The sequence below is a fragment of the Clostridia bacterium genome (assembly GCA_035561135.1).
GTDB lineage: Bacteria > Acidobacteriota > Terriglobia > Terriglobales > Acidobacteriaceae > DATMYA01.
Genome location: DATMYA010000079.1, coordinates 74,651 through 91,577 on the forward strand (window position 1 = coordinate 74,651; position 16,927 = coordinate 91,577).

Genomic DNA, 16,927 nt, shown 5'->3' on the forward strand with positions numbered 1-16,927 from the left:
GCATTGCAGGTGTTGGCTGAAGCGAAGCTGAATTCAGGACTGAATAGGGAGACGCACACACATCCTGGTGCCGTTTCCGTCACCACTTTCGGCACTGATCGTTCCGCCGTACGCATCGACCATCGCTTTGACAATGGCCAAGCCCAGACCGTAGCCGCCGGTCTCTCGCGAACGAGATGCGTCGGCCCGATGAAAACGATTGAAGATGTTCTGCAGGTCTGAAGTTGGAATTCCCGAACCGCAGTCTCGGATCTCGACTTGCGCGTACTGGCCATCAATGGATATGCACGCGATCACCGCGGAATCCGTTGGGCTATAACGGACCGCATTCTCCAGCAGGTTATTCCAGATCATCTCCAGGTCTTCGGGATCCGCGTGAAGCCTGGGTGAACCTTGCGACTTCACCTCGATGCGAACTGACCTATTGTCAGCGACAGCACGTAATCGTCCCGCACTCTCTTCGCAAGTCATTGCGACGTCGACCAGCGGCAGATCATGTCTCCGATTGCTCGTCTGTACTTCTTCCGCCCTGGCCAGGCGCAGCATGGAGTGGGTGAGTGTCTCAAGGCGTGCGACATCCTCGAGTGCGATCTCCACCTGGGCGCGATATTCGTCCGCTGTCCGTGGCCGCTGAATTAGCAATTGCAGCGTGGACTTGAGAACTGCGATTGGGGTCTTCAATTCGTGCGCCGCGTTCGCCACGAATTCTCGCTGTGACGTGAATGCCTGCTGAAGGCCGGCCAGCATTCCGTCCATCGCCTCAGTCAGAGGCAGCAGTTCTTCCGTCGACCGCGCCTGTTGTGAGGCATCCAGCTTCCAGGTCTCAGCGCTCACTCGTCCCGCACTGGCGGTTAGCGCAGCCAGCGGCGACAGTCCCCTTCGCACTGCCCAGACCGTTACCGCCGTCGAGATCGCCAGTAGCGCAAGGCTGCCGAAACACGTTAGCAGCGCTATGGTCCAGACACGCTCAAGCATGTCTTCCGTAGAAGCTGCATACGTAACCGTGATCGTCGCGGTCGTCGTCGTATCCGGCCCTTCACGATCCAGCACCGGAGTGTTGTTCAGGCGTATTACGCGGTATGGATCGTCGCCATGCCGCAGATTCCAGTAGCTACGCTCGCTGGGTGCTGTTCCCGGAAAATCGGCAGGCAAGTTTGGCGAAGCTGCAATCCGCTCTCCGCCTGCCCCTACAATCTCGAAAAGGTCGGGATGCTCGCCATCGAGCGGGGGAGGCACTTGGCTCGCATCAAACATGAGCCGAGGCCTTGCATCTTCCGAGAACCGGACAAGCGCTGCGACACTCATCGCGCGTCCTTGCAGGGCAGCGTCAAAAGATTTACGGAGTTGCCGCCATGTAAGGAATGAAGCAAGCGTTACGACGGCAATCGTCAGCACCAACTGCGTCAGCAGTACTGAGACGATCAAGCGCCGCGTAATGGAAAGCTTCACCATGCTATTCCTTCAATAAATATCCCTGTCCACGCGAAGTCTGAATCAACTCACCGTTCTTGTCTTCCAGTTTCCGGCGGAGACCGGAAATATAAACTTCAATAACGTTGCTAAAGCGTTCCCAATTGAAATCATAAAGGTGCTCCAGCAATTCGGTCTTGGAGACGATCGCCCCTTTGCGATGCGCGAGGTATTCGAGCACCCGGTATTCCATGGCTGAGAGAGTAATCGGCTTGCCTCGCCGTGACACCCGTCGAGCTACCGTATCGATTGTGACATCCTGAGCACGAAGCATTGCGGTGCACTGTCCCTTACCTCGCCGGATCAGCGCTTTGGCACGGGCGATCAACTCCCCGAGATCAAATGGCTTCGAAACGTAGTCGTCAGCGCCGGCGTTAAGCAACTCGATCACCGACTCGCGATCGTCTCGTGCAGTAAGGATAAGAACAGGCGTGGTGTTGCCCGCCAAGCGCAAACGGCGTAGCACTGCTTTGCCGTCGAGGCGCGGTAGCATGAGGTCGAGAACCACCAAATCGTATGGGTTTGACCCCGCCATGTAGGCGCCTTCTTCGCCGTCGTATGCACAATCAACTGCGTAGCCGGCACTTTCGCGCAGGCTGCATGCAATGTTGTCGGCGAGCCGTTTCTCGTCCTCGATTACAAGCACTCGCATGTCACAAGTGTATGCCACCCCAATAGGGCGGTCGCGAACCTACTTCGGCATCGGCGTTGGCTTCGATTGTCGCACCTACTTTGAAGGTACTGATGGCAGATTTCCGGAGAGCAGTTAGGTTTCCGGCCGCAAACGAAAACCCCATCTCGCGGGTTAGGAGATGGGGTCTTCATTAAACCTGTTGGTCAGTATCCGATGTTCTTGAGCGCCTGTGATCCAAGGCGCCGTAACAATTGTTCGAGATAAAGACTATTGGGTTGAACTGGCTTGCCGGGCGACTCGACAATCCCCTGAGGAAGCGTCTCCGTTTGTTTAGGAGATCCAAAGGTCGGCATAGGAATTTTTCTCTCCTCGCCTCTGTTGCCAATGGACCAGTTCATGGAGCCGGGTGGCTGTTGGATGACGAATGATTGCGCCTTATTGTTCCATGCCACGCTCCAGCCGATAGACCATCCATGGCCCGACCCCATCTCTCCGCGATTCTGTAGGTCGATGCCGCCATCTGGAAGGTTGCAGCTGTCGATAAGCAGACCGGTGGCCCAGCGCTGATGGGGTTGAATCCGGCCATTGCCGTGAAATGTGCAGTTCAGAATAACGTTCGGCCCTTGAACCTTGGCCTGAGTTGCAAAGTAAAAGGTGGCATCGCCTTTTCCTGAGCAGCGATTGAAAAGAACTTGCGACCCTGAGACGGCGAAGTCGGCAGGTTTGGCGCCACCCACGATAGCGACGTTCTGAATTACACTGACGCGCTCAACCGTGACGCGCTTCGTCCCCTCTCCTACCGATACTCCATTCGTGGTATCGACGACTTCGATGTCACGCAGCCATGAGTCAACAGCCCCCCTCATTGTGATCGCACTGTACTGCGGCTGGTTAAGACTGATCTTCTGAGGTGGAGCAATGAGGCGCAGGTTTTCGATTCCTACCTGGGAAATCAGCCCGGAACGTATGACCTTGACGACCTTCGTTCCTTCGACCCCGAGATACTCCGAGTCAAAAGAGTCGGTAAGCGGCACGTCAACATATACCGTATTGCCGGAAATGCGATTGATAACACGTTCCGTCCTGATGTCGCCAGAGACCCAGGTTTGCTTTTTGCCGTTCCGCTTCAAGTCGTGCATTCCCATAAAGCGAATCCACGCATCTGTAACAGGGCGGATGATCTGGATCGCGTCACCTGCACCGAACGCGCTTGGATCCTTGACGCGGAACGAGCTAGAGCCCGCGGGCACGTAATCATCAACAATCGGAACGGGCGACCCGACCGTCTGGACATCATTTGCTCCACGAGCGCTGAGCCCTAGATGTGGCGGCCCGGTGAGTTCCAGGATAGTGCTCATGGAACCCGACCCTCGCAACACCACACCGCTGTGCTGCAAGACAATGGTTTTGCTGCAATGAAAAACTCCAGGCGCCAGCAACAGTGCTCCTCGAGCGCCGTTTACCAGGTCCATCTTGCCAATTTCGTCCAGCGCTTCCTGAATGGACGCGGTGTCGTCTGCCCCGGACGGGATCAATGTCTTCTTTACTGGCACATCTGGAATTGCGACTCCGCCACCCATGTAGCCGGCGTGAGAAAAGTCAGGAATTCTGTCGCCCTTGGGCAGTTCTTTGTAGATCATCTGTCCTTTGCCCTTGGAGCGAACCCAAATGCTGTCGTCCGCAAAGGCAGTTTCCGGGAGCAACAACATGGGAATGGAAGCCGCTAGTAGGGCAAGTGCGAAGATTCGCGTAGACACCGCTATCTTCGAGGCGTTGGGCATGACTATTCTCCCGAGTTGTGGGGCGGGCATTGGCACACACTGCAACAGCGACGCAGCAATCGTACAAGCCCGCCCGGGAACCGCTGCTTTTATGCGCGCACTTTCACCGAGGCCGGTGCCGCCCCCCGGCTGAACGCTACCGGGGACGCAGCCTTCGACAAGTCTCCGCCCTCGACCGTGATTGCCTCGTTACGGCTGCCTTCCAACTGGAGCATTACCGCAGCAGGAGTGAGGACGCGCGAGGCCGTCATCAACACATCCCGCGAGTCGATAAAGCGCAGCAGCGACTCGGCCATGACATTTCCCTGGGCACTCAGTCCGTTGACCGAGGCGTCTTCGACCTTGTCAAAAATGACCGCCGGCCTGAGGTCCGGTGTGGCAACTTCGAACCGAACATTGTGGAGCGTAAGCCCGCGCACGTTCCGGGCATACATGCCATAGGCTGGCAAAACCCCGAGTTCGAAGTATTCGCCAGCAAGTTTCGGAACCTCCCGTACCGACGCATCCGCCGCCGTTCCGCCCCCTTCATAAGTGATGTGAACGTCGTTGAAAGAAATGTTCTGGAGGAATTCGTCGCCGACGCCATTGAGCACGACACATGACTTGTATTCGCCGGGCCGAAATACGTTCGGGAAAGGCAGGTCGTCATACTGCCTGCCGGAAACAACTGTTGCGCGAATATTATGGAAGGTGATGTTGCGAACGACGCCAGGTGCGGCGGGCAAGTTCTGATTTCGGCGGCCGTAACTGGAGTCGAGTCCAATGGATATCGGGCCAGTCACATTCGTCATGACCAAGTTCGAGAATGCGACGTTCTCGATCCGGGAGCGACTCCCGCATCGCATCTTAATCGGACAGCCAAAAGTATCGTAGATAACGCAGTTGGAGACAGTGATATTCTCCGCCTCGCCTCCGCCGAACCGAAAAACAGACCATCGAGTGCTGAACGTGCAGTTCGTCACGGTTACAAACTTGTTGCTGCCGAAAAGGGCGCAGGCGTCGTCCTGACAGGCAACATTGCAATTTGCGATTTGCACATGTTGGCTGCTGACGATGTGGAAGCCATCATTGTTCTTGTTGACGCGATTGTAGATTCGGACGCCGTCCAGGTGAACATACTTGCATTCGAGAATGCGCGTGCAGTGATACGCGCTCGCAGTGAGGAAGACGTCTCGAATCAGAAGGTTGTTGCAGCGGTAGAAGATCATCAGATGTGGGCGGTGGAAATAGCCTTCTGACGACTTCTGTCCCGGACCGGTGTTATCTCCCTTGCCCGTATAAAACTTTCCACCGTTGCCATCGATGGTCCCCCGTCCCTCGATGGTGCAGTTCTCAGCACCAACCGCATAAATCATTACGACATTGCCGTTGCCGCGCGGCACGCCATCTCCGGCCCGGTAATCTTCTATCCTGGGACTTCCGAGGAGCCTGCCTTGGGCAGCGAGGTGGAGGGTTACGTTGCTTTTCAGCTCCAACGTACCTACCACGAAGTCACCTGCGGGAATGACGACGGTACCACCTTTATCCTTATTACAGGTGTCGATCGCGGCCTGGACCGCCGCCGTATCGAGAGTGTGGCCGTCGCCTTTGGCTCCGAACGAGCGGACATCGTAAATGCGCGCGCCCTCGCTCAACCGATTATCGTGCGTTTCTGCTGCTGTTGCGGTCGTATGAAAAAGGCTGGTGCCGAGAGAAGCCGCAATGGCCGGTGCCGCAACCCGTCCCAGCAGTTGACGTCTGGACAAACCTTGATCGTTGTCGCCCATTGTTGAACCCTTTCATGTTCTTACGGCTAGCCGCCAGGTTTGTGGACAGGCACTCGATCCGCACCTGTGGCCTGACTGCGGTCGGTTTCAAGAACGGTTCGAATTTGGGATGTGGGATGAAAGCAAAGAACCCATGCACTTCTCAGAGCATGGGTCCCTCGCATAGAGCATGTCTCACGATTTCCGGGCAAATCGTTACCAGCCGGAAGTTGGACCAAGAGACTGCTTACTTCACGCGCCACATGACAACGCCATGACTCGGCACTGATGCGACCAGAGAATCCTTGTCGAAGGTCACATCCTTGTGCAGCCACAGGTCGCGTCCCTTGGCGGGCTTTTTCAACTTCAGATCTGCCCAATTCACCTTTACGTCGGCATTGGCAGCTCCGCGATTGAAGACCGCGATCGCCTTTTCTCCACCGTGCAGTTCGCGAAGCCAGATTTCCTGGTCTCCCGATTGCCAGATGCGTTGCCCTTGTTTACCGAGCTTGTCCTGGTTTACGGCAATGACATCGCGATTGGTCAGGATAGCGAGCGTGGACGGCGACATGCTTCGCAAGTCATTACCGGCGAGCAGCGGCGACGCGAGAATCGACCACAGGCTCATGTGCGTCTCGTACTCGGTGTCGGTCATTTGACCATTGCCGATTTCGAGCATATCGGGATCATTCCAGTGCCCAGGTGCTGCATATGGTGCCAGCTCGTTCTGCCTGAACCCAATCCTGGTCATCGATTCCCATGTGTCCTTGATATCACCGGTAGTACGCCACAGGTTCCCACCAACCTCGGGCCCCCACTTCCAGACGTCGGCGCGTCCGTATTGGCAAAGGCTGTAAACAATCGGACGTCCGGTCGCGAGCAGCGCGTCGCCCATCTTTTGATATACGGCCTGCATCTCGTCGTCGGTGTACAGGTTCCGGGCGCTGCACCAGTCGTACTTGAGATAGTCGATGCCCCACTCGGCGTAGGTCTTTGCATCCTGCTCTTCGTGGCCGTAGCTGCCCTCGTAGCCGGCGCAAGTGTTCGGACCAGGTGACGAATAGATGCCAATCTTCAGGCCCTTGCTATGGACATAGTCCGCGAGAGCCTTCATGTCGGGGAACTTTTTGTTCGTCTGGATTTTGCCGTTTGCATCGCGTTCGGCTTCCCAGGTGTCGTCGATGTTGATGTAGGTGTACCCGGCATCTTTCATTCCGCTGCTAACCATTGCGTCGGCTATTGCACGGACAGTAGCGTCGTCCACCCGGCCAGCGAACTTGTTCCAACTGTTCCATCCCATTGGAGGCGTTTTTGCCAATCCATTGGAACGCACCTTGTGGAGGGCGGGGAGAGGAACGCGCGCAGGATACGCCCCTTCACCTGCGGGAACCCGACGAGCGATCATCGTTGTCAACGGAGCATCTGGACGGCGGCGGTTGGAAACCTGCAATTCTTCGCCGACGAGCTTAACCTGGTATTGAACAGTTCGCTCGTTCTTGCCATCCATCATGCTGCCGATCAGAGTGAAGCCATCCGGGCCCTCAGTGCTGTCTTTGATCTTGTAGTAAAACTGCGATGCACGAACGGTTCCAGTAATCCGGGAACCGTCTTGCTTGAGGTTGAAGTAAGTCTTACGGTTGGTACCATCCGAACTCGGATTGGAAACAGCCCAGTTACCTGTCAGATCTGCCGCGGAACACACGGCAGCCACTAAGAGGAGAGGAAGAAACCGCAGCAATCGCTTGTTCATAAGTGGCGACATCATAGTAGACGGCGGTGAGAGTAGCAATACTAAAACGTTAGCGGTACAGTAAGCGCTAAAGACAACGTTTTTCTTGACCTTGCAACTCTCCCAAGGGAAGATGGGCACCGCAAAGAGTGACTATTCGACATTGACAGGAAAAGCATAATGAGAAAGTTTTTCGTGTTGTTAGGATTGGTTGCAGTCTTCGCTCTCCCGGCCAGGCTGATGGCGCAACAAAAGGTGACGGTCGTCATCGATCCAGACTCAGCAGGAATCCGAGTTCCGGACGACTTTGTTGGGCTGAGCTTTGAGAGTGCGGCAATCTTGCCCGACTCCAAGGGGCAATATCCGTATTTTCGTTCCGATAATCGTTCGCTTATTCAGTTGTTCAAGAGTTTAGGTATCAAGAACCTGCGCATCGGCGGGAACACGTCCGACCGGCCCAGTGTGAAAGTACCGTCTGAGGCGGACATTAATGCGCTTTTCGGATTTGCCCGGTTGGCTGGCACCAAGGTCATCTATTCACTGCGGATGCGCGAGTCCAATCCACCCGATGTTGTCCGAACCGCGAAATTCCTGATGGATCGGTATAAGGCTGAGACTCATTGCCTGACGGTTGGCAATGAGCCGAACGTCTATAAGAAGGAATACCCGGCCTATCGCGACGATCTCAAAAAATTCATGGATGCGATCAATGCGGTGGCCCCGGACGCGCGGTTCTGCGGTCCGGCAACGACTCCGGGCGCGGGCGGCTGGGCTGCGAACTTCGCAGCGGACTTCGGCCCGTCGGGAAAAATCCTCGAGGTGACACAGCATTCCTACCCCGGAGGCAGCGGCCGAAAAGTAATTGACGCCGATGCGGGCCGAAAACAGATGCTTTCGGCCGAGTTTACAAAAGAGTACGAAAAACTGTACCGGGCCTTTGTGCCCGCCGCGCAGAAAAACGAGCTTCCGTACCGAATCGAAGAGACCAACAACTTTTTCAGCGGCGGAACGAAGGACGTAAGCAATACGTTCGCGTCCGCGCTGTGGGCCCTTGACTACCTGTACTGGTGGGCCGAACACGACGCTGCCGGAATCAACTTCCATACCGGTGACAACGTCGCTGCCGGAGAGGAGCAAGCCCCATGCTGGTATGCGGCCTTCTGGAGCACCCCGAACGGCTACGATATTCATCCTCTGAGCTATGCGCTAAAGGCGTTTGATGTTGGCAGTCATGGACGGCTTTTGCGTCCGCGAATTTCTCCTGAAGCCCGAAATCTTTCGGTACACGCGGTACTCGGCGCCGACAAAGCGATTTACATCACTTTGATCAATAAGGGAATAGACGAATCTTCTGCTGTCGATGTGAGTATCGATGCAGGAAGAGTGCTCCATCAACCGGCCGTCATGTTCCTCAGCGTTCCCAAATCGAACATCGCTGCAACCAGCGGAATCACGCTGGGAGATGAATCGATTTCATCCGATGGGAACTGGACCGGAAAATGGCGACCGCTGAAGGGCAACGCAAAGCGCCTGACGGTCGAACTGCCGCCCGCGTCCGTAGCGATTGTGAGAGTTCAACCGCGGTGATCGGTCACGTGGGTTAGGTTTCCAGAGCACAAGAAAAATTTAAATGGCGGAGCCGATATCCTGGCTCCGCCATTTGTTGGTTGCTGCTGCTGGTCTTCTGACCGCTTTATTGGAATCTACTGTCCTGGCTTCGCTGAGTTGATGAACACCAGGTACATGTTGGCTTGTTTCACGCTGTTGTTCTCCGAGTTTGCTCCGAGAGTGAGACTTCCCTCGTCAGCCATCCCTCTCTCGAACACTTGCATTGACTGTCCATTCATGTTGATGCTCAGTTTTGTAGGCCGGAACTGACTGGTCAACCAAGCGGGGCGCGAGAGACGGTCGTCGTGGGCAATGGAAACAACAGTGCCCCGGCTGACGGCAAGCTGCATTAGATCGACTGCGCTATAAAGGCTGTCGCGATTGGCCGCTTTGACCCAGTCGGCACCGGCCAACTCGGCAGGAAGTTGGGTGAAAGGCGAGTCGCCATCCACATAGGCGTTCTTGCCATCTTGCGCACCGGTCTCTAGGTAGACAATATAGTTAGATGGACCGGAGTAGTTGAACGCCTTGGTGAAGCGGCCGAGCATCGGCGCCGGCTTCGCCGAGGGCTGCGCTTTGGCATCCCTGACGGTGCTTGCTTCGATGGTGCGCACCGGCTGTTCTCTTGGCAGCACGACTCCCTGCACGGACGGTTGAGCTGGCGTGAAGCCGTTTGTTGCTGCAAACGCTTGGGACTCGACGACCCTGCTGGCGGCCTTGAGCGCTTCCGCCTTTGCGCGCACCGTGATCTTCCCGGGCATGCGCGAGGCGCGAACGGCGACGCGGTTAATGCCTGCTTCCAGATCGAGGAACAGGTTATTAATCGAGTTGATCTTGCCGCTGTTATATCCTCCGCGCCAAGTGCCCGGACCTGCGACTTCGAAATCCACTCGGCCCTGGAAGGTCGGATTGCGCTTGCCGTGCGCATCTACCGCCTCAACGTCGATCAGTACAACGTCGGAGCCATCCGCGCGCAGACCGCCGGGACCGGTGATCGGCGTCAGCTTCAGCGCGACCGCAGGGCCCGCAGTGTGCTTGGTCTGGCTTGCGATTGGTTTGCCGCCGGTTGACGCAACGGCTTTGATTTCTCCATTTTCCCAACTCACATCGGGGAACGCGAAAAGATAGCGGTCGGAGCGGTTGCCATGGCCGAGTGACTTCCCGTTCACGAAGAGTTCGACGTCCTCGGCATTGGAGGCGACGTAAACCGTTTTCTTCGTGCCGGCAGGATAGGTCCAGTGGCCAATGATGTGGACTTGCGGATCGCTGCGGAACATCGCCGCACAAACGTAATAGGCTTCCTTCGGCAAGCGAACGCCATCCACTTCCCCGCTTGCGCGTGCCACTTCAACCCCAACGCGGCCGCCGCTCGTCGAATCCGAGAATATCCAGTTAGCTCCGCCACTATGGTTGGCGGCACCCAGCTTCTTTACGAACTGCGCCACCTGGTTGACCGCAAATTCTTCAGACGTGAGCTGATACGTTTGCCCAATGGCCTCGGGATATCCGAAATTTGGCGGTGAGGCCTGGTCCCAGACGCGACGCGGGGATTCCTCACGGTCGTACTCACCCTCCACCACGGGCAGACCCGCGATTTCTCGTCCGCCTTCAGTGCCGACCTGAATGTCCATGAACTCCGCCGTAACCATATCCGGGCGGCGGTGCGCATAAGCGCGCCCGCCATGTGGATCGTAGAGATCCATGTACCCGCGCAGCTCCCGAGCGTGTTCGCGCGTGACCTTCTGATTCCCGCCCTCCCAGACGAGAATCGAGGGATTGTTTCGGAAGTAAATAATGAGGTCACGGAAAGCAGAGGCACGCAGCTTCCATGCAGCGCCGACAGTATCCGATTCACCATCGACACCGGGTTGGTCGACCACAATTCCAAGCTTGTCGCTCGCAGCAATGAGTCCGGGGCCGCCGGCAGTGTGGCCCCAGCGTACGAAATTGCCACCGGCCTCTTTCATCATCTGAAGCGTATAGAAGTGCAGCCAGTCGGGGAGCGCAGCGCCCAACCCAGGCCATTCATCTGTCGGCTTCTGACCCCAGCCTCGGAGTTTCAGCGGCTGTCCATTGATAAAGAAACCGGTGCCCGTATCCCACTGTACGGTACGGATGCCGAAGGGAATCTCATTGGAGTCAATCGTGACTCCATTGACCCGCAACGCACACACAACGCGATAAAGGTGCGGATAATCTGGCTCCCAGAGCCGGGGGGTGGGTATGGTGCCGGAGACCTTAAACTGGGCATTCGCTCCAGCCGGCATGCCCTGAGTTTGCTGAAGTACAAGCACCGGCTTGCCTGCGGCATCGAAAATCTCGGTGCGCAGTTCAACCTTCTGTGCCGCGGGCCGCTCGTTAATCGCGGGCACTTCGACAGTCACCTGCGCCGATTTGCTCGTGATCTGTGCGGCGTAAACGTACGGGCCACCAGTCTTCAGGAAGCTGTAAAGGGGAAGCTCAATATGTAGCGGGTCCGTAACATACAATCGCACGTTCCGATAGATACCGCCGTGCGCGGGATGCCAGTGCGGGTTGTTCCATGGAATCTGGTCCGCCGCAAGCTGGTCCATATCATCAGGAATGCTTTGGTTTACTTTGGCTGAAAGCTGGGCCAGATTTGGGTTGGGAGTTGAAGGAACGCCGGCGGTTGCACTCTTAAGAGCGGCAGCAGTTCGCTTGTTGATCGGATCTTTAGCGAACCGGTTATCACACATCAGCGCCAGAACGTTCGCATCATTGCCAAACTTCAGGTATGGCGTAAGGTCAAACCCGAAGGGCGTGAAGCCGCTCTTGCTGACGCCGAGTAGCTTGCCATTGAGATACACCTCCGCAATTTGGCGAACTCCTTCAAACTCAATGAATACTTTCTTTCCCTGAAAGGACTGGGGAAGCTTGAAGGACTTCCGGTACCAGGTGCGTCCGCCCCACTGGTTTTGCTCCCCACTGTGCCCCGGGATCGACCAGTCGTCAAACGTATCCGTATCGTTGTAAGTGTGCGGCGCAGAAACGGTGGTCCAGGTACGATCGTCGAAATCAGCATTGGCGGCGCCGGACGGATCGGACTTTGTGAACTTCCAGTCAGGATTGAAATTAAGCGTGAGCCGTTTTTCCAAGCGTGACTCAGCGCGAACGGACGCTGATTCTCTCTGCTGGTTGACATTCGCCGCAGGAGCAACCTGCCCAGTAACAAAGTACGAAGCGATTACTACAATTGCAACCCCAGTTTGAAGGGACAATCGCATAAGCTGCTACTCCTGGCGCGTCTTCGGGGGCGCACCCATTGATATTGATATTGATATGGAGCGGGCGGTAATCTTTCCGCCAAGTCGCTCGTTCTGCCTTCCGGGTGTCCGTCTAACGGCGGAGCAGGACTGCGCCACCGTGTACGCGCTTCAGCACTCTTTGCCGTTGTAGCGCTTCGAGATCCCGACGGATGCTTGACGCCGATGCGGCCAGTTCCCGGCAAAGTGTAGGGATATCCAGGAACTCTTGTGTCTTCAGCATTTGGCGGACTTTGAGTTGTCGTTCAGCGGCTTTCAATCACGGCTCCTGAGTGGCGCTGATATACCACCGAACCGAAGTGCGACTCACCTTTGTTATTTCTCGTCAAGCGCGGCCATAACAGCATCTGTGATTGACTTCACCATCGCTTCCACGTCGAGCTCTGTTGCGGTGGCTTGCGGAACGGAACACCCGCTGGACACAACTGCCACTTTCCTCGGCATCTCCAGATCCGATAGCTGACACTCTTTCATTCCCCCAGTATCAAAGCGCGCATCGGGCAATCCCAGTCGCCTCTTGATCGAGAGGAGTTCGCAGGTCTTTGCCTCGGGGATGTAAGTCAGCGGTGCGCCAATCTGGGAGGCAACCATCAATGTCCAGCAGTACGTGTCAACCACTTCCGCGTACCACTCGGCGTGCGTAACCGTGTCAGCCCAACAGACGATGCCATGATTCGCCAATAGGACGGTGTTGTGATGCTTCACAAATGGCAGCACCGTTTGAGCAAACGCAGGAGTACCCGGAGTTTCATAGGGGGCGATTGCCACGGTGCCCACAAAGACCTCGTACTCCGGCACCACGCGTGTAGGCGGCACGGTCCCTGTGATGGCATAGGCCGTCGCATGAGGCGGGTGACAGTGAACGACGGACTTGGCCTCAGGAACGGCCTTGTAGATTTCGAGATGCAGAAAAATTTCACTCGTGCGCGGGCGCGTGCCGCCGATCTGATTGCCGTCAAGATCGACCATGCACAGATCCTCGGGCGTTAGGTCGCCCTTGCTCATCAGCGTCGGCGTACAGATGACCGCATTCGGACCGATTCGGTAAGAGATATTGCCGCCGTTGCCGTCGACATACTGGCGCGCCCAGAGCTTCTTCCCCACGGCACAGATTTCAGTCTTGATTTTCTCCGCCTCAGCCGAGTGAAAGAGCTTCGCATCGGGCATGGGCAACTTGTGGGCAATGGAGTCGCTCGATGACGGAACGCGTGCACCAACTTGAGCGCTGTGTCCGTTGCCGGTTCGAAGGGCAATATCATGCTGTTGGAGAAAGTCGCGTGCCGAGGGCGTAATCACGCAGCGCTCCGCAACCAACAACTCCGTCGCTCCGGCGGTCCTCACCTTTTCAACGTCGCGCAGCGCAAGCACTTTTTGGCCGGTCAAATCGATTGTTTTCATTTTGCTTTTCTCAAATCCTGTACTGATATTTTCGGCGGACGGTAATCGATGGATTGCACGATAAGCGTGCAGTACGCATCAACGGGCACACGATCCGGCCAATACGGGTTCGCTGCTTCGCGGCCTTCCGTGAACGCGACAATCTGTCCCTCCGCCGCGCCGAGTTGATCTGCAACGATTATGGCCTTGCCTCCGCCTAATCCATTGCGAGCCGCCAGATTCTCCGCTGTGACTGGTTCCACGATGGCCAGCCTGACACCCCGCAGAGACGGGACAGAAATGTTCAATACGACATGGCCGCGAACGATTCCTATCCTCATACCCCACTCCCGGCTGCCGCTTCGCAGACATACACCTGATCCGTAATTGCAACGACCACCATGCGCGCCGGCGTGGTATCGCCCATCATCTCGCGCGCAATGTCGCCATCGGTTGAGACCAGCACAGTCGAGCCTTGCCCTGCACCGAGCCAATCAAGCACAACCAGTGGCTCACCGGTCGCAACTCCGTCGCCTCCAAGCCGCTGTGCGATGAGCAGACGGTAGCCGCGCAACGATTCGTGTTTTGCTGTCGAAACCACCGTGCCGTCAATGCGAGCCAGGAACATGGTCAGATTATCCGCAGCGCGTGCCCGATCGTGATTTGCCGCTCCCTCGTAAAAGTAAGCGGAGTAGTAATGCCTTCCCCGGTTGGCGTCGCAATGCTGAAGCTGAGATAACCGGGGCCATCTGATCCCAGCGCCGCTGGCGATGGGGCGTTGTGTACAAAAAGCGTCGTGTTCACGGCGCGCGCCATCCGCGTAACGTTTTCAACGTTGCGAGAGTGCATGATCGCGGTGTGCCGGTAGCCATGCTCGGCTTTTACGGATGCCGCTATGGCCGCATCAATATCGCGAACGCGGACGACGGGGATGAAAGGCATCATCTGCTCTTCCTGAACAAACGGATGCTCCTCATCGGTTTCACCGAATAGCAACTGTGTTCCCGCAGGCACTCTGACACCAGCAGCGGCAGCAAGGACATCAACGTCCTTCCCGACAAACTCCTTCTTCACGTGTGCCCGTCCACAACCCTTGCCATTGCCTTCGAAGGTGAACGCCGCGCGCGAGAGCCTTTCGATGCCGGCCATGTCGAGCTCGAATGCTCCGGCACGCCGCATCGCGGAGATGAACGCGTCGGCTACCGATGCCACCACGAAGATTTCTTTTTCGCCAATGCAGAGGAGATTGTTATCGAAGGATGCGCCATCGATGATTGCCCGGGCAGCGGCATCGAGATCCGCCGTTTCGTCCACAACTACGGGAGGATTGCCAGGGCCCGCGGCTATGACGCGTTTGCCGAATTTGCTAGCCGCCTTGACCACAACTGGACCGCCTGTAACGCACAGGAGCGCAACGCGCGGGTGCTGAAATAGCTGCTCGGCAGCTTCTATGCCGGGCTCGCGAACCGTGGCGATAACGTTAGCCACGCCGATTTCCCGCTCAATCTCGCGATTGAATATCTGCAACGCGTATTGCGCCACTTTGCTGGCGGACGGGTGGGGCGCAAAAACTGCTGTATTCCCGGCAGCGATTACGTTGATGGCATTGCTCGCCATCGTAGGCACAGAGTGCGTGACCGGCAGCACCATGCCAACGACACCCCACGGAGCGCGCTCGATAATGCATAGACCCGAGCGATCGCTCCGGGCGTCGCTGCGCATGGCCTCCACTCCGAGGACGTAGCGGATGTTCTTGAGCTTCTGGATCTTGTGATCCAGACGCCCGACCTTGCTTTCCTCAAGCTCGATGCGAGCGAGTTCTTCAGCACGGTCCGCGCAGATTCGGCGAATAACCGAGATGATACGGTTCCGATCTTCGAGACTCATCAAGGCAACGCGCTTTTGGGCCGCGAATGCAGCATTCACGGCCTCATCTACCGTTGCGAAAACGCCGTCACGCGGATTCGGCGCTTGCGCAGGTGCTGCGGATGGTTGCAGCTGGCCGCGCATCCGCGTCACAACCTCTCGTGCGATCTCCGCGATCATCTGTTCCTGGTTCAGCATTTACGGCTTCTCCACCTTTGCGCCATCAACTTCGACGGAGTCGACGATGCCGACAATCACGGCATCCACCGGAGCTTCCTTCGTAGCTGGAGTAAGACGGGCCGAACTACCCTGAGTAAACAAGACGCATTCACCGGGGCCGGCCCCGACGCTATCGACGGCCACGACCGAGCTTCCCGAGGCCTGAAGCTTGTGATCCTTTGTAATGTAAGGCTGGATCAGCAGCAGCTTCATGCCCTGGAATTTCGCGTTCTTCTGCGTGGAAACTACGTTTCCTATGACCTTCGCAATAAACATGAGAGCACCTCGTGATTACTCCGAGTGCGTTTTCGCGCGTTCTGAAATTACTTCGGCAACACGGACGTCAGGTCGCCATGCGGACGGGCTATCACATGCACGCTCTGCACTTCGCCAATGGCGCGTGCCGCAGCCGCACCTGCGTCCACCGCAGCGCGAACCGATCCCACATCGCCGGAAACAAACACCGAGCACAGACCGCTGCCGACATGGTTCCAGCCTACGAACCGCACGCTGGCCGCCTTGAGCATCGCGTCGGTGGCCTTCACAAGCGCAACCAGACCCTTCGTTTCAATCATTCCAATTGCCATATTGGCCATTGCTAGTCTCCTGAAGATTCGCTACTTAAGCATGCCTTCGATGAGAGCATCGTGCGGACGCGGAATTACGTGAGACGAAACGAGTTCGCCGATTGCTTTCACTGCCGCTGATCCGGCATCAACTGCGGCGCGCACACTACCGACGTCACCACGTACGATTGCGGTCACATAACCACCGCCGATCTGAACCGTCTTGACCAACTCGACGTTGGCAGCTTTACACATTGCATCCGTGGCTTCGACAAGTCCGACGAGGCCCCTGGTTTCGATAAGGCCGATTGCTTCGCTCATGTGGTGCTCCTCTGCGCCTACGACGCGCTCGCGGCTTTCTTACTGGACTTCTTTTCCTGTTGGACAAATGAGGGCAACTCATCGTGTGGCCGGGAGATGACCTGCACACTCACGACCTCGCCGATCCGGGATGCTGCTTCAGCTGCGGCATCGGTTGCTGCCTTGACGGCCGCCACATCACCTTCAACGAAAGCAGTCACCAGACCCGAGCCGACGGACTGCCATCCTGAAAAAGTGACATTGGCCGATTTGAGCATTGCGTCGGTCGCCTCAATCAGCGCAACCAGACCCTTTGTCTCGATCATTCCAAGTGCCTGTTTCATCGGG

15 protein-coding genes are annotated in these 16,927 nt (G+C 56.8%); 1 reads left to right on the plus strand and 14 read right to left on the minus strand.

The features are described from left to right. Positions 1–33: 33 nt before the first annotated feature. From VN622_16155 to VN622_16175, 5 genes are all read right to left on the minus strand, one after another. Complete coding sequence (locus VN622_16155; protein ID HWR37395.1) at positions 34–1,452, minus strand: ATP-binding protein; 1,419 nt, start codon at positions 1,450–1,452, stop codon at positions 34–36. Between the two features lies 1 nt (position 1,453). Then, positions 1,454–2,122 (minus strand): response regulator transcription factor, encoded by a 669-nt coding sequence (locus VN622_16160; GenBank protein ID HWR37396.1) that lies wholly within the window; start codon positions 2,120–2,122, stop codon positions 1,454–1,456. 185 nt (positions 2,123–2,307) lie between these two features. Further along, on the minus strand, positions 2,308–3,885 hold the full coding sequence (locus VN622_16165; GenBank protein HWR37397.1) for a hypothetical protein: 1,578 nt from the start codon (positions 3,883–3,885) through the stop codon (positions 2,308–2,310). 89 nt (positions 3,886–3,974) lie between these two features. Continuing rightward, on the minus strand, positions 3,975–5,630 hold the full coding sequence (locus VN622_16170; GenBank protein ID HWR37398.1) for a glycosyl hydrolase family 28 protein: 1,656 nt from the start codon (positions 5,628–5,630) through the stop codon (positions 3,975–3,977). 247 nt (positions 5,631–5,877) lie between these two features. Next, positions 5,878–7,380, minus strand: coding sequence for a glycoside hydrolase family 27 protein (locus tag VN622_16175; GenBank protein ID HWR37399.1), 1,503 nt, complete (start codon positions 7,378–7,380; stop codon positions 5,878–5,880). A 159-nt stretch (positions 7,381–7,539) separates the two neighbouring features. On the opposite strand from VN622_16175, the gene VN622_16180 reads away from it, so the two are divergent. Beyond that, positions 7,540–8,946 carry a hypothetical protein gene (locus VN622_16180; protein ID HWR37400.1) on the plus strand — a complete coding sequence of 469 codons (1,407 nt, stop codon included), beginning with the start codon at positions 7,540–7,542 and terminating at the stop codon, positions 8,944–8,946. Between the two features lie 116 nt (positions 8,947–9,062). Here the strand turns inward: VN622_16180 and VN622_16185 are convergent, their stop codons facing one another. From VN622_16185 to VN622_16225, 9 genes are all read right to left on the minus strand, one after another. Next, positions 9,063–12,212: a DUF4982 domain-containing protein gene (locus VN622_16185; protein ID HWR37401.1), complete on the minus strand. Its 3,150-nt coding sequence runs from the start codon at positions 12,210–12,212 to the stop codon at positions 9,063–9,065. 354 nt (positions 12,213–12,566) lie between these two features. Continuing rightward, entirely contained in the window at positions 12,567–13,649 is a 1,083-nt protein-coding gene (locus tag VN622_16190; GenBank protein HWR37402.1) for a class II aldolase/adducin family protein, read from the minus strand. Next, positions 13,646–13,969 carry a EutN/CcmL family microcompartment protein gene (locus tag VN622_16195; GenBank protein ID HWR37403.1) on the minus strand — a complete coding sequence of 108 codons (324 nt, stop codon included), beginning with the start codon at positions 13,967–13,969 and terminating at the stop codon, positions 13,646–13,648. Before VN622_16195 ends, VN622_16190 begins: the two co-directional genes overlap by 4 nt. Further along, entirely contained in the window at positions 13,966–14,256 is a 291-nt protein-coding gene (locus VN622_16200) for a EutN/CcmL family microcompartment protein (protein ID HWR37404.1), read from the minus strand. The genes VN622_16195 and VN622_16200 overlap by 4 nt, the downstream gene beginning before the upstream one ends. A 2-nt stretch (positions 14,257–14,258) precedes the next feature. After that, positions 14,259–15,692 carry an aldehyde dehydrogenase family protein gene (locus VN622_16205; GenBank protein HWR37405.1) on the minus strand — a complete coding sequence of 478 codons (1,434 nt, stop codon included), beginning with the start codon at positions 15,690–15,692 and terminating at the stop codon, positions 14,259–14,261. Then, positions 15,693–15,989 (minus strand): EutN/CcmL family microcompartment protein, encoded by a 297-nt coding sequence (locus VN622_16210; protein ID HWR37406.1) that lies wholly within the window; start codon positions 15,987–15,989, stop codon positions 15,693–15,695. A 47-nt stretch (positions 15,990–16,036) separates the two neighbouring features. Further along, positions 16,037–16,309 (minus strand): BMC domain-containing protein, encoded by a 273-nt coding sequence (locus VN622_16215; protein HWR37407.1) that lies wholly within the window; start codon positions 16,307–16,309, stop codon positions 16,037–16,039. A gap of 21 nt (positions 16,310–16,330) precedes the next feature. Beyond that, the gene (locus VN622_16220; protein HWR37408.1) at positions 16,331–16,600 is read right to left on the minus strand and encodes a BMC domain-containing protein; all 270 of its coding nucleotides are present in this window, start codon (positions 16,598–16,600) and stop codon (positions 16,331–16,333) included. 17 nt (positions 16,601–16,617) lie between these two features. Next, on the minus strand, positions 16,618–16,923 hold the full coding sequence (locus VN622_16225; GenBank protein HWR37409.1) for a BMC domain-containing protein: 306 nt from the start codon (positions 16,921–16,923) through the stop codon (positions 16,618–16,620). Positions 16,924–16,927 lie beyond the last annotated feature (4 nt).